The organism is Arthrobacter sp. A5 (assembly GCF_051131705.1).
GTDB lineage: Bacteria > Actinomycetota > Actinomycetes > Actinomycetales > Micrococcaceae > Arthrobacter_M.
In genome coordinates this window covers 492795-507171 of record NZ_CP180316.1, presented here as the reverse complement: position 1 = coordinate 507171, position 14377 = coordinate 492795, and the positions used below count along the sequence as shown (strand labels likewise).

The window sequence follows — 14377 nt, the reverse complement described above, 5'->3', positions numbered from 1 at the left end:
ACCACCACAAACACGGCAGCAGGCAACAGTCTCAACCAATAAATAAATACCGGTATCAACAAAACTTGGCACACTATTGAGTTCTCAAACAACAGACGCACCCGGACCCGCCAGCCAATTCACATCAACCGCGCCGCACCGGAGCAACTTTTCAAACTTACCCGCATCCGGAACCAGTGTCAACTCGGCGGTTCACTGCGTGTGGAAGATCGCCGTCTTTGAGACCGCGAACAAGCAATAAAGCCCAATCCATACAGGTGACCACCGACTGCAACCTTCACCCAGCGGGGTTACCAACACTAGCACCGTGGAGGCCGGAAGACAAAGCCAAGGAACACTACGAGCCCCCGGCCGCCCCGGCGCAGCCCGCAACGCAGGTCCCTGCGCTGGGCCGGACGCCGTGCCCGTCACCAGCCCCGGCGGCCGGCCCAGCGCCCGGCCCAGCGCAGGATCGGCTTACTGCTGATCCTGCGTCAAATACAGCACCCCAAGCGGAGGCAGGGTCACAATCGCGGAGGCCGGTTGGCCGTCAAATCCTTCATCCACGGCGAGCACGGTTCCGCCGTTGCCGACACCGGACCCGCCGAATTCCTCATCGTCGGTATTGAGTACCTCGATCCATGTGCCGGCCGCCGGCATCCCGACCTGGAATTTCTCGTGCGGCGTGCCGGCGAAGTTCACCAGGCAAACCAGCGGGTGCCCCTCACGGTCCCAGCGAATGAACGAGAGAACATTGCGCTGGGCGTCGTTGCCGTTGATCCATTCGAATCCCTCGGCCTCGTTATCCCGGGCGTACAGAGCCGGCGTCGTGCGGTACTGCTCGTTGAGCCTGCGGACCAGCAGCTGCAGGCCGTGGTGCGCAGGCGTCTCCGCCAGCCACCAATCAAGGCCGTACTGCTCGCTCCATTCGGTTTCCTGACCGAATTCGGTGCCCATGAAGATCAGCTGCTTACCGGGGTGTGCCCACTGGTACGCCAGATAGGCGCGCAGATTCGCCAGCTGTTGCCATCTGTCCCCCGGCATCTTTCTGAGCATCGACGCCTTGCCGTGGACAACCTCATCGTGGCTGATCGGCAGCAGGAAGTTTTCCGTGAAGGCATAGACCAGGGAGAACGTCGCCTCGTTGTGGTGCCAGCCGCGGTTGATTGGATCCTCCGCGATATAGGCCAGCGAGTCGTGCATCCAGCCCATATTCCATTTCAAGCCGAAACCAAGACCCCCTCCGCTCGTGGGCGCAGTGACGCCCGGGAACGCGGTGGATTCCTCCGCAATCATTACTATGCCGGGGTAGCGCTTATACGCTGTCGCGTTGACCTCCTGGAGGAGCGATATCGCTTCGAGGTTCTCCCGGCCACCAAATTTATTGGGGCTCCATTCCCCCGCTTCACGCGAGTAATCGAGGTAGAGCATGGATGCGACCGCATCCACCCGCAACCCGTCAATGTGGAATTCCTCGAACCAATACAGGGCGTTGGCCACCAAAAAATTCCGGACCTCACTGCGGCCGAAATCGAAAATCAGCGTGCCCCAGTCAGGATGTTCTCCAAGCTGCGGATTGGAGTGCTCGTAGAGCGGTTCCCCGTCGAACCGGGCCAGCGCCCAGGCGTCCTTCGGGAAATGAGCCGGAACCCAGTCCATGATGACGCCGATCCCGGCCTGATGCAGTGAGTCCACCAGGAATCGGAACTCATCCGGGTGCCCGAACCTAGAGGTCGGTGCATAGTAGGACGTGACCTGATAGCCCCAGGATCCCCCGAACGGATGCTCCGCGACGGGCATCAGTTCCACATGGCTGAATCCCATCCAGCGCACATACTCGACCAGTTCAGTGGCCAGCTCACGGTACCCCAGGCCCAGCCGCCATGAACCGAGGTGGACCTCATAGACGCTCATCGGCAGATTGTGCGCATCCCGGTCGGCACGGGCGGCCATCCAGTCATCATCCTTGAACTGGTAGCCGGATTCGACCACCCGCGAAGCGGTCAGCGGCGGCACCTCGGTGCCGAACGCCATCGGATCCGCCTTTTCGCTCCAGTCCCCGTGCCTGCCCAGGATCTCGAACTTGTAGCACGCCCCTGCTATAACGTCCGGGATGAAGAGTTCCCAGATGCCGGAGGAACCAAGACTGCGCATGGCGTGCTGCCGGCCGTCCCAGTTGTTGAAGTCGCCCTTGACCCGGACGGCCTGGGCGTTCGGGGCCCAGACGGCGAAGCTGACGCCGCCGACGTCGCCCAGGTCCGAGTGGTAACGCTGGACGTGGGCGCCCAATGCGGTCCACAGTGTCTCGTGGCGCCCTTCCCCGATCAGGTGCAGGTCCATCTCGCCCACGGTCGGCAGATAGCGGTATGGATCGTCGACGGTGGTGGTCTTCCCACCGTAGTAGCCGACCTCCAGCCGGTAATCCGGGACATGCCCGGGTTCCTCCGGATCCAGCACCGCGGTCCAGATGCCCCCGTACTCATGTGTCATCGGGAATCTGCCCGTCGCGGTGACGACGACGGCGGACTCGGCCAGGTGCCGCAGCGTTCGGATGGTGACGAGGCCGTTGGCGTCGAGGTGGGCGCCGAGGACGGAGTGCGGGGCGTAGAAGGTGCCGTCGGAGAGCCGCGCCAGCACGTTCGTGTCCACGGCCATGGGGGCTCGGCCTGACGCGGCCCCACCCGCATCCGGCGCCGGCGGGACGGCCGGGGGGATGCCCGCCGGATCTGCCTGATCGTTTCGATTCGGAATTCCATTGCCCATTGCGTTCCCGCTTCCCATTGAATCCAATGTCTCGCGCACGGCGCGGACCGGTACTTGCGTCCAGGACGGTCTGTTCCGGTGCTCGTAAACAACTTCGTACAGGGCTTTATCCAGCCACAGGGCCCGGAAGAGTGCCGAGTCCGTCTCGACGGCGCCCTGATTGACGCTCTGGTAACCGGCGACAAAGGCTGTGGAGACGGCCCGGGCCCACTGTCCCAGCCGACTGGCGCGGGCATCGGTTGCCGGGTCCGCCACGGTTGCCGGGTCCTCCCCGGTTGCGCCGGCCCCCTGGTCCGCGGCGGTTGCGGCGGCCCCCTGGTCCGCGGCGGTTGCGGCGGCATAGTCAAAGGAACGCAGCATGCCGACGACGTCGCGCAGCGGCAGGTCCGGTCGGTTGCGCTCCGCCACCGGGCGCAGCGGTTCGCCCTCAAAGTCCAGAATCAGCCAGCGTTCCCCGCCGCTGTCGGCGGCATGGAGCAGCTGGCCCAGATGCAGGTCTCCGTGGATGCGCTGCAGGGCCGGCAGATGGCGCACCTCGCGCAGCCGCGAAATCACGGCGTCGAGCTGATCCTCGTAAGGTCCCACCAAGTCCCCGGCATGCGACCATGCCCAGCGGATCCGGGTGACAATTCCTTCGATGAATTCTTCGCGCTCGCCTGCCGCCAGCTGCTGTCCGCCCATGCTGTCCAGCAGGGTGCGGTGCACGTTCGCGGTTGCCGCGCCGATGGCATGTGCCTGCGCGGCGAAGCCCTCATCCGCGCGTGCGGCCGCCAGTGCCAAGCCCCAGACGTCCTGGCTGCCGCGGATAAACTCGTGCATGACGGCAAGATTCCCCTCCGCTGGGCCGTCCTCTCCAGCCCAGGTGCCGGTGGCCCAGCCGTGCAGCGCCGGAACGTCGACGCAACCGGCCGCCGTGAGCGCAGCACCGACCTCCACATCCGGGTTCACGCCGGCGCCCAGCACGCGGAAAAACTTGATGATGACGGGCTTGTCACCGTTCTGCACCACAACGGAGGTGTTCGATTGCTCGCCGCTGAGCACTCGGGCCCTGCAGGCAGCGCCCCCATCACGGGAGCCAGCGTCGCGGGAGTCCCGGAACGTGGGGCTGCTGAAGGCCGTCGCCGTTCCCTCGGTGACAGCGGAATGTCCACTCAGCAAGTCCAGCCACGCCGAGATGAAATCCGGGTCGTGCGGGGCGTCATAGATCCAGCGGTGCCCCAGTTGCGGATCGTCGGTTTCCGCCACCAGCGCCGTTTCGGCGCCGGCCAGCGGCGCTGCCCGGAAGCTTAGCGGAACCTGCAGCACCTGAACCCGGGTGCCGTCGTCGACCGCTATGTAGTGCACCTCGAGACCTACGGCTTCGGTGTCAAGATGAGGGTCTCCCAGTCGGAATCCCCCGGCGGAGCGCAGCCTAACGCTGCTGCCCTTGGCCGGATACCAGCGCTGTCCGGGCAGCCAGCCGGCCAGGATATCCGGGACCGCCGCCGTCAGTCCGGCCATCAGAGATCCCTGCCCGGCATCGGAATGATGGGCATCGCCTGGGTCTGCGGCGACATCGGGTTGGAGGACGCGGACCGCAACCTGAGCCAGAAGAAGTCAAAGCTGCCCAGCGTCAGGGTCAGCAGGCCGTCTTCGCCGACGGGAGGGAAGACGGTTCCGCCAAACACATCCCGCAAACCGCGGCCGGCCAGCGCCGGCATCCGAAGCTGGGTCGCGGTCGGGTGCTGGGAGAGGTTGAACACGCAGAGCAGCGTTTCCGCCCGCTCGCCCTCCGGGTTGCCCTCGGGGATGTCCCGCAGGAACGCGAGCACCGATTCGGAGGTGGCTTCAACATTCTGGTAGCCGCCCAGTCCAAAGGCCGCGTGGGCGCGGCGGACGGCCAGGATCTGCCGGCTCCAGTGCAGCAGCGAGCTGGCATGGGACGTCTGTGCCTCCACGTTGACGTGGTTGTGGTGATACACCAGCGACTGGATCACCGGCAGGTACAGCTTCCCCGGGTCCGCATTGGAGAACCCGGCGTTCCGGTCCGGGGTCCATTGCATGGGTGTGCGCACGGCATCGCGGTCGGTCAGCCAGATATTGTCCCCCATGCCGATCTCGTCGCCGTAATACAGGAATGGGCTGCCGGGCAGGGACAGCAACAGCGCATTGATCATCTCGATCTCTGCCCGGGAATTGTCCAGCAGCGGTGCCAGCCGGCGGCGGATGCCGATGTTAGCGCGCATCCGCGAATCCGGTGCGTACCAGCCCAGCATGGCCTCGCGTTCCTCGGCGGTCACCATTTCCAGCGTCAGCTCGTCATGGTTGCGCAGGAAGGTGCCCCACTGGGCGCCGGCGGGAATGGCAGGGGTATCGATCATGGTCTGGATGATCGGCGCGGCCTTCTGGTCCCGTAGCGCGTAGTACAGCCGGGGCATGATCGGAAAGTGGAAGGCCATGTGGCATTCCGGCGCTTCCGTCGTGCCGAAGTACTCCACCACTTCATCCGGCGGCTGGTTGGCCTCCGCAATGATGACGCGGCCAGGGTAGTTTTCATCCACCATGGCCCGGAGCTGGCGCAGGAATTCGTGGGTGGGCTCAAGGTTTTCGCAGTTGGTCCCCTCCTCGGCGAAGAGGTACGGGATCGCGTCCGCCCGGAAGCCGTCGATGCCCTGGTCCAGCCAGAACCTCACCACGTCGAAAATGGCCTCAATAACCTTGGGGTTCTCGAAGTTCAGATCCGGCTGATGGCTGAAGAACCGGTGCCAGAAGAACTGCCGGCGGACCGGGTCAAACGTCCAGTTGGATTCCTCGGTGTCCACGAAGATGATGCGCGCGTCCTGATACTTCTCGTCGGTATCACTCCACATGTAGAAGTCCCCATGGGGGCCTTCCGGGTCTTCGCGGGAGGACTGGAACCAATGGTGCTGGTCCGAGGTGTGGTTCACCGGCAGATCGATGATCACCCGGACGCCGCGCGCGTGCGCCTCGGCGACCAGCCGTTTGAAGTCGCCGATCGTGCCGAACTCGTCCAGCACCGAGTAGTAATCGCGGATGTCGTAGCCGCCGTCGCGCAGGGGCGAGTCAAAGAACGGCGGCAGCCAAAGGCAGTCGATGCCGAGCCACTGCAGATAGTCCAGTCGCTCGATCAGCCCGGAAAAATCGCCGGAGCCGTCCCCGTTGGCATCGGCGAAACCACGCACCAGCACCTCGTAGAAGACGGCTTTCCGGTACCAGTACGGATCGTGTTTGAGACCGGGGGCGTTCAAATTGAACTGGTTGGAGATGTTGGGCGCTGCAAAGGTCATCGTTGCCGCCTTACATGCAGAATATGGGCAGGTTCTCGGTGGGCGTCAAGGCGGAAATAATTTTCACTGCCCCAGTTCCAGGTCTCGCCGCTGATCAGTTCATCCACGACAAAAGTCCCGTCCGGGTTGAAGATGTCCAGTTCCAGAGCCGCCAGGTCGAGGTAGACGGCGCCTTCCCGCGCGCTGTGCGGATCGAGGTTGGCAACGACGATAATCGTATCCTTCACGGTGCTGCCATCCGGCCTGTGGATGGTCTTGTGTTTGCTGAACGCCACTGTCGCGACGTCCGACGTCGACTGAACGGTGAGGTTCTGCAGGTCCAGCAGCGCGGGGTGGTCCCGGCGGATCCGGTTCAGCCGGGTGATGAACGGTGCCAGTGACCGGCCCGCGGACTCCGCCGCGGCAAAATCACGCTGTTTGTATTCAAACTTTTCATTGTCGATGTACTCCTCGGCGCCGGGCCGGGCAACGTGTTCGAACAATTCATAGCCTGCGTACATCCCCCATAGCGGGCTGCCCATGGCGGCGAGCACCGCTCGGATTTTGAAGGCCGCGGGGCCGCCGTACTGCAGATATTCGGTCAGAATGTCCGGCGTGTTGACGAAGAAATTCGGCCGGAAAAACGCCGCGGTCTGATGGCTGATCTGCTGCAGATACTCCTCCACCTCCAACCGCGTGTTCCGCCAGGTGAAGTAGCTGTAGGACTGCTGGAACCCGGCCCGGCCCAGTGCGTGCATCATCGCGGGCCGCGTAAATGCCTCCGCCAGGAACACCACTTCCGGGTGCCGGGAATTGACGGCGGCGATCAGCCACTCCCAAAACCACACCGGCTTGGTGTGCGGATTATCGACGCGGAAAATCTTTACCCCGTGACCGATCCAGAGTTCCACGATCCGCAGAATCTCCCTGGACAGACCCTCAGGATCGTTATCGAAATTCAGCGGATAGATATCCTGGTACTTTTTCGGCGGGTTTTCGGCGAAGGCGATGGATCCGTCGATGCGGGTGGTGAACCATTCCGGATGGTCCGAGGCCCAGGGATGGTCCGGCGCACACTGCAGGGCAAGGTCAAGGGCGACTTCCAGGCCGAGCTGCGCGGCGCGGCCGACAAATGCATCGAAGTCCGCGAAGCCGCCCAGATCCGGATGGATCGCATCGTGGCCGCCCTCGTCGGAGCCGATCGCCCACGGCGATCCGGGATCCGCCGGTCCGGCGACCAGGGTGTTGTTCCGGCCCTTGCGGTTGATCTTGCCGATCGGGTGGATCGGCGGCAGGTAGATGACGTCGAAGCCCATCCCCGCCACCGCCTCCAGCCGTGCGGCGGCGGTCCGGAAGGTGCCACTGGTCCACTCCCCCGAGGCCGGGTCGCGCACGGCACCTTCGGAACGCGGGAAAAATTCGTACCAGGATCCACGGCCGGCCGCGTCACGTTCCACCTGGATCGGGTACGCGGCGCTGCTGGTCACCAGATCCCGGATCGGCAGACGTTCGACGGCGGCCAGCACGGCGGCGTGAACGCCGGCACCCAGCCGGGCCGGCACGCTCAACGTGGCGTCGGCGAGCTGGCCTGCGGCGGCGCGGAACGTTTTCGCGTCGGCAGCCGGCCGGCCGTCGTCGACCGCGGCTTTGGTCAGCAGTGCTGCTCCCTCTGCGAGCATCAGATTGACGTCCACATCCGCGGCGATCTTTACCTCGGCGTTGTGCCGCCAGGTGCCGTAAAGGTCGGACCAGGCCTCGATCAGAAAGGACCAACGTCCGGTGTCCGCAGGTGTAAGCCGGCCGGTCCAGCCGTCCGATCCCTTTCCGACCGGGGCGAGCCGAGTGCGCTGGCTTTCGCTGCCGTCCGGGTCCAGCAGGACGGCGCTGACGCCCAGCAGGTCGTGCCCCTCACGGAAAACGGTGGCCCCGATCTCCAGATCCGCGCCGGGGACGGCCTTCGCGGGGAACAAGCCGCCGTCGATGACCGGGGAAATTTCGGTAATCGGGAATCTGCCAAACCGCAGCCCCTCCCGGATGCCCGTCGGGGCCGGCCCGGCGGCGGGAGAGCCCGCGCCCCTGCTGCTGCCTGATTCGTCTTCTGCGGACAACGCCTTGGAAGTAGTCACAGGATAGACGTTAGCGAGAAAGGCACCGGATTGCTAAGATCGGCCGTTTTCGACTCCATGTTTCCGGTATCCGCGACCATGTTAAGCCGGGTTTCATCCGGTGGATTCCGGCGGCTAACGGATGCCGCGGCTTGTGCGCTAAGGTGTCGAAAATGAAGGCAATCCGTAGATTCACCGTCCGTACCGTGCTGCCGGAACCGATCTCCCCGCTGGCCGCACTGGCCACCAATCTGAGATGGTCCTGGCATTCGCCCACCCGTGAACTATTTGCCACCATGAATCCGAGAATCTGGGAAGAGAGCAAACACGATCCCGCGACCTTCCTGGGCTCCGTGGGCCGCGAGGAACTGCAGCAGCTCGCGGCGGACCCCGCCGTCGTCGCCCGAGTGCAACGCGCCAACGATGACCTCAAGCGTTACCTGACCAAGCCGCGCTGGTATCAGGGGCTCGGCGAATCCGCCCCAACCTGCATCGCCTACTTTTCGCCCGAGTTCGGCATTGCCGAGGCCCTTCCGCAGTATTCCGGCGGACTGGGCATTCTGGCCGGGGACCACCTCAAAGCCGCGTCGGACCTCGGTGTGCCGCTGATCGGCGTCGGGCTGCTGTACCAGGCCGGCTATTTCAAGCAGTCGCTGTCCCGTGACGGGTGGCAGCAGGAAACCTACCCGGTGCTGGACCCGGACAATCTGCCGCTGACGCTGCTGCGCGAACCGGACGGCACGCCGGCGCATGTGGTGTTGCCGCTGCCCGAAGGGCGCCAGCTGCTCGCCTATATCTGGCGCGCCGATGTGGGCCGCGTGCCGCTGCTGCTGCTCGATTCCAACGTGCCGGGGAACGACGACGCCGCACGCACCATCACCGACCGGCTGTACGGCGGCGGCGGAGACCACCGGCTGCAGCAGGAACTCCTGCTGGGCATGGGCGGAGTCAAGGCGCTGCGCATCTATGCCCGCCTGACCGGCGGGCCGACTCCGGAGGTTTTCCACACCAACGAAGGCCATGCCGGTTTCCTGGGCATTGAGCGGATCCGCGAGCTGATGGACCCGGCAGTGACGGCGGCGCCGTTGAGCTGGGAAGAGGCCCTCACCGCGGGCCGGGCGTCCACCGTCTTCACCACGCACACTCCCGTCCCGGCGGGAATCGACCGCTTCCCGGCCAGCCAGATCCGGCACTTCTTCGACGCCGGCCTGGCGCCGAATGTGCCGCTGGACAAGGTCCTGGCGCTCGGCGCGGAGACCTACGACGACGGCGACGGCACGTTGTTCAACATGGCCGTCATGGGTCTGCGGCTGGCCCAGCGGGCCAACGGGGTGGCAAAGCTGCACGGCGTGGTTTCGCGCGAAATGTTCGCCGGGCTGTGGCCGGGTTTCGATCACAGTGAGGTTCCCATCACCTCGGTGACCAATGGTGTGCACGTACCCACCTGGGTGGACCCGAAGCTCAGCGCCCTGGCCGCGGAACGCTTTGGCGCCCAGGTTCTGGACGGGCCCGACTGGGCCAAGGTGTACGACGTCTCAGACGCGGATGTGTGGTCCATGCGGCGCACGCTGCGCGGTGCATTGGTGCAGGACGTGCGCCGCCGGCTGCGTTCCTCCTGGAAGAAACGCGGGGCAGCGGACGCGGAACTGGCCTGGACGAACAGCGTGCTGGATCCGGATGTGCTGACGATCGGTTTCGCCCGGCGCGTGCCGACCTACAAGCGGCTGACGCTGATGCTTCGCGATCCCGCCCGGCTGAGGGCCCTGCTGCTCAATGTGGACCACCCCATTCAGCTGGTCATCGCCGGGAAGTCCCACCCGGCGGACGACGCGGGTAAAAAAATGATTCAGGATCTGGTCACTTTCACCGATGATCCCACGGTCAGGCACCGGATCGTCTTCCTGCCCAACTATGACATCGCCATGGCCCGCACCCTGTTCCCGGGGTGCGACGTCTGGCTGAACAATCCGCTGCGTCCGCTGGAAGCCTGCGGAACCTCGGGTATGAAGGCTGCCATCAACGGGTCGCTGAACCTTTCCGTCATGGACGGCTGGTGGGACGAACTGTACGACGGCGAAAACGGTTGGGCGATCCCGACCGCCAACAACGGTGCCTCCTTTGAGGAACGGGACGACATTGAAGCGGCGGCTCTGTATGAACTGCTGGAGAATCAGGTGGCGCCACGGTTCTATGGCTCGATCGTCTCCAGCGGGGCCGGAGCCGCCGGGCCCTCCAAGGCGGCCCGGGAGACGCTTCCGACACACTGGATTTCGATGATCAAGCACACGCTCTCGAAGCTCGGGCCGGCGGTCTCGGCCGAGCGAATGGTGCAGGATTACGTGACCCGGCTGTATGAACCCGCGGCCCTCTCCGGCCGGGCCGCACGCGCCGATGGGTATGTCCAAGCCAAGGAACTGGCCGCCTGGACGGGCCGGGTCCGGGCCGCCTGGCCGCGGCTGGTCGTCGAGCATGTCGACTCCCTCGGCGTAACGGACGAGCCACAGATCGGCGACACCATTACGGTGCAGGCCTACGTGGCACTGGATTCGCTCACACCCCGGGATGTCAGTGTGGAAACGGCCTACGGCCGTGCGTTGGACAGTGACGAGCTCAGCGAAACGACGATGGCTGTGCTGGACAGGTCCGAAGATCTGGGGCAGGGACGGTATCTGTTCAGCGGCGATATTGTCATCGACCGTTCAGGCAGCTTCGGCTACACCGTGCGGGTGCTGCCGAACCACGCTGCGCTGGCGAACAAGGCCGAGCTGGGTCTGATCATCAACGCCTGAGCACTTTCCGGATCTGAGGTGCTCACCTCAGATCCGGGAGGGCTGTCCGCCAGGAGCGGTAGTTCGCCAGGAGCGGTAGTTCGTCAGGCGCGGTAAACGCTGATCGAGTTGGCTTCCACCCGGGAGGTTCCGCCTGCCGGTGTCCGCTCGCCCTGCCGCAGCTTATGGTCCTCGGCGGTGGTCAGCCGCAGGTCGAACATCCGTGGAGCACCGTCCGCATCGGACAGCGCCGGCAACGTAATGACCCTCTCCAGGCGCGAGGCGTTGAAGACCACCAGCCCGTCCAGCAGGCCACCCGCCGAACTCATCAGCATCTGCAGCACCCGGTTGCCCGGATCCCGCCACCGGTCCGGCGTCATCGGTGTCCCGTCCGCGCCATACCAGCGCAGGTTTGAGCTCTCACCGCGGGCCGGGTAGCTGCTGGGCTGGTCCGCCAGGAAATCCCGGCGTACCCGGATCAGTCGTTTGGTGGCGGTCAGCATCTCCCGCGCCGCGTCACCCATCGTCCAGTCCAGCCAAGCGGTCTCGTTGTCCTGGCAGTAGACGTTGTTGTTGCCGCCCTGACTGCGCGCCAGTTCATCGCCGGCGGTGAACATCGGCACCCCGAGGGACAGCAGCAGCGTGGCCATGATATTGTGGCGCGTCCGGGCGCGGGCGGCCAGAATGTCCGGGTTCACCGTGGGGCCCTCCACGCCGTGGTTCCAGCTCCGGTTATGGTCCGGGCCGTCCCGGTTGTCCTCACCGTTGGCTTCGTTGTGCTTGCGGTCGTAGGAGACCAAATCGGTCAGTGTGAAGCCGTCATGGGCGGTGACGAAGTTGATGGAGGCAAGCTGGCTGCGTCCCGACCCCGCGAAGAGCCCGGCTGAACCCGCCAGGCCGTCGGCCAATCGGGACAGGGTCCCGCCGGTTTCTCCGGCGGCCAGCGCGGCCTGGTCGCGCAGCCAGAACTCGCGCACTTCGTCCCGGAAGTGGTCGTTCCAGTCCGCCCAGCCGGCCGGAAAGCGCCCGGTCTGCCAGCCGTCCGGGCCCAGATCCCACGGCTCGGCGATCAGCTTGGCTCCGGCCAGCACCTGATCCGTGGCGGCAGCGATCAGGAATGGGTGCAGTGAACGGAATTCATTGGCTGCGTTGCGTGCCAGCGAGACGGCCAGATCGAAGCGGAATCCGTCCACATGGAATTCCTCCACCCAGTACCGCAGCGAATCCAGCGTCATCTGAACTACGCGCATTTCACTGAAGTCCAGAGTATTCCCGCAGCCGGTGGTGTCGATGTAACCGTCGTCCCCATGCCGGTAGTACGCGCGCTCGGCCAGGCCACGCCAGCACAGCTGCGGCCGATCCGCCGGCCCCTCCGCGGTGTGGTTGTACACCACATCCAGAATGACCTCGATGCCGGCGGCGTGCAGCGCTTTGATCATGCCCTTGAGCTCGTCCTGCACCGCCTGCGGACCGGATGCCTGCGCCGCGGCACTGGCGTACGAAACCTGCGGCGCAAAGTAACCCAGGGTGTTATAGCCCCAGTAGTTACGCAATCCCAGTGTCTGCAGGTGCGGCTCATCCAAGTGAAAGTGGATGGGCAAAAGCTCGACGGCGGTGATGCCGAGCGCGCTCAGGTAACCAATCATGACTGGATGTGCCATACCCGCGTAGCTTCCCCGGATTTCCGCGGGGATCTGCGGGTGCAGCATGGTCTGGCCCTGCAGATGGGCTTCGTAGATCACACTGTTGCGCCAGGGCGTGCGCGGCGGGGCGTCATTTCCCCAATCAAAGCCGCTCTGCATCCGGACCGAGTTGTACAGCGCATAGTCCCCGTGGGTGCGTTCCGAGATGAACCGGCCGTACGGGTCCAGCAGCAGCTGATCGGTTTCCGGGTCAGGACTCTGCCGGTCCGGCTCACCCGGACGCCGGCCCGCCCAGAAGCCATAGCGGCTTCCGGCCGGCATCCCGGTCACCAGACCGTGGTGCACGCCGTCGCTGCAATCGGGCAGCAGCACTGCGCGCCACGGCATACCGGGCGCCTGGAAATAGAGCGCGGCATCGGTCAATCCCGGGGCATAAACGGCGACGTTGACCCGGTCCTGCCGGTCGTCCACCCCGGCACCCGGCAGTGGCGCGGCACTGACTCCAAGCGGAAACGGACGCGACAAAGCCGCACCGAAGGAAGGCTCGGCCAGCACCACTGTCCCCGTCATCTCTGTTGCGGTCACGTCTGATTCGGCTAAGGGCTCCGTCAGCTTGAGACGGAGCGTTGCCTGGAGATTTCATAGAGGCTGATGCCCACGGCCATCGAGGCGTTCAACGACTCCATCGCGGAATCGATCGGGACGGACACGATCTGATCGCAGTTCTCCCGGACCAGGCGGGAGAGCCCCTTGCCCTCGGAGCCCACCACGATGCAGATCGGCTCGCTGGCCAGGGTCAGCGCGGGCAGCGACACGTCGCCGTCGCCGTCGAGACCCAGCACAAAAATGCCCATCTGCTTAAACGCGGCCAACGCGCGGTTCAGGTTAGGCGCCTTGGCGACGGGGACGCGGACGGCCGCGCCGGCACTGGTCTTCCAGGCCGAGGCCGTGACACCGACGCTGCGGCGCTCCGGGACAATGACCGCGTGTCCGCTGAAGGCGGAGACACTGCGGATAATGGCGCCGAGGTTGCGCGGGTCGGTAATACCGTCCAGGGCGACGAAAAGGGGTGCATTGCTGATGTACCCCTTTTTCCACTTGGTCATGGTGTCCTGGGCCAGATCCATCGCGTCCTGGTATTCGTACGGCGGGATCTGCAGCACCAGACCCTGGTGCACGGCGTCCTCGGTCATCCGGTCAAGTTCAGGCTTGTGCGCCTCCATCAGCGGGATGCCGCGGTCCGCGGCCAGCTTGAGCGACTCCCGCACGCGTTCATCCATCTCGATGCGAGCCGCGACGTAGAGCGCCTTCGCCGGGATACCGGCGCGGAGTGCCTCGACCACGGAGTTCCGCCCGGTGACCATTTCCTCGGTGGCGCGGCCCTTTGGTCCGTTGCGGCCGGCCCGTCCGCGCGATGCCGGGCTTTCGGCTCCGTGCTTGGCCGCGGACCTCTCTGCAAGCTGCCTGGACTTGTAGGCCTTGTGATAGGGCCGCTCTTCCGCCTTGGGTGTGGGGCCCTTGCCCTCCAAGGATTTCCGGCCATGCCCGCCCGTTCCGATGGTGGGACCCTTTTTGAGCTTGCGCATGGCACCTGCGCGGGAAGAATTTGCCATCGTAAAACCCTAACGGTTGGTGGAGCCACGTTAGAGGCTCCGGAAATCTTACCTGTAGCGGACCACAACACATCCACCGGCTACCAGTTTACCGATCCATCCCAAATCGGCCTCTGCACGCCGGAAGCGGCCCCGCCCGCCCTGACGACGTCGTTTCCGGACCCCCTGCCGGACGGCTGCCGGACCCCTGCCCGGGCGTACCAAGACCGCAGCCAGAACCCTTGCCGCTGCGGGTCGAGT

At 65.0% G+C, this 14377-nt stretch carries 6 protein-coding genes; 1 reads left to right on the top strand and 5 read right to left on the bottom strand.

The features are described from left to right. Positions 1 to 456: 456 nt before the first annotated feature. Genes glgB through ACLLJI_RS02435 form a run of 3 tightly spaced genes read right to left on the bottom strand, consistent with a single transcriptional unit; the run spans position 457 to position 8044 of the window. Positions 457 to 4242, bottom strand: coding sequence for a 1,4-alpha-glucan branching protein GlgB (gene glgB / locus ACLLJI_RS02445; RefSeq protein ID WP_434617508.1), 3786 nt, complete (start codon positions 4240 to 4242; stop codon positions 457 to 459). After that, complete coding sequence (gene treS, locus ACLLJI_RS02440; RefSeq protein WP_283561768.1) at positions 4242 to 6029, bottom strand: maltose alpha-D-glucosyltransferase; 1788 nt, start codon at positions 6027 to 6029, stop codon at positions 4242 to 4244. Before treS ends, glgB begins: the two co-directional genes overlap by 1 nt. Further along, positions 6026 to 8044 carry an alpha-1,4-glucan--maltose-1-phosphate maltosyltransferase gene (locus ACLLJI_RS02435; protein ID WP_434621105.1) on the bottom strand — a complete coding sequence of 673 codons (2019 nt, stop codon included), beginning with the start codon at positions 8042 to 8044 and terminating at the stop codon, positions 6026 to 6028. Before ACLLJI_RS02435 ends, treS begins: the two co-directional genes overlap by 4 nt. 242 nt (positions 8045 to 8286) lie before the next feature. On the opposite strand from ACLLJI_RS02435, the gene glgP reads away from it, so the two are divergent. Then, the gene (glgP, locus tag ACLLJI_RS02430; RefSeq protein ID WP_434617505.1) at positions 8287 to 10902 is read left to right on the top strand and encodes an alpha-glucan family phosphorylase; all 2616 of its coding nucleotides are present in this window, start codon (positions 8287 to 8289) and stop codon (positions 10900 to 10902) included. An 83-nt stretch (positions 10903 to 10985) separates the two neighbouring features. On the opposite strand, the gene glgX is transcribed toward glgP, so the two are convergent. Together glgX and rlmB are read right to left on the bottom strand one after the other, a co-directional pair. Next, positions 10986 to 13094 (bottom strand): glycogen debranching protein GlgX, encoded by a 2109-nt coding sequence (glgX, locus tag ACLLJI_RS02425; protein WP_434621102.1) that lies wholly within the window; start codon positions 13092 to 13094, stop codon positions 10986 to 10988. A gap of 38 nt (positions 13095 to 13132) precedes the next feature. After that, positions 13133 to 14137, bottom strand: a complete 1005-nt coding sequence (gene rlmB / locus ACLLJI_RS02420) for a 23S rRNA (guanosine(2251)-2'-O)-methyltransferase RlmB (RefSeq protein WP_434617502.1) — start codon at positions 14135 to 14137, stop codon at positions 13133 to 13135. Between the last annotated feature and the right edge of the window lie 240 nt (positions 14138 to 14377).

What these genes read in the sequence shown, in the direction of transcription:
- glgP (WP_434617505.1), top strand. Translation starts at nt 8,287, where the DNA reads ATGAAGGCAATCCGTAGATTCACCGTCCGTACCGTGCTGCCGGAACCG.
- glgB (WP_434617508.1), bottom strand. Translation starts at nt 4,242, where the DNA reads ATGGCCGGACTGACGGCGGCGGTCCCGGATATCCTGGCCGGCTGGCTG.
- rlmB (WP_434617502.1), bottom strand. Translation starts at nt 14,137, where the DNA reads ATGGCAAATTCTTCCCGCGCAGGTGCCATGCGCAAGCTCAAAAAGGGT.
- glgX (WP_434621102.1), bottom strand. Translation starts at nt 13,094, where the DNA reads ATGACGGGGACAGTGGTGCTGGCCGAGCCTTCCTTCGGTGCGGCTTTG.
- treS (WP_283561768.1), bottom strand. Translation starts at nt 6,029, where the DNA reads ATGACCTTTGCAGCGCCCAACATCTCCAACCAGTTCAATTTGAACGCC.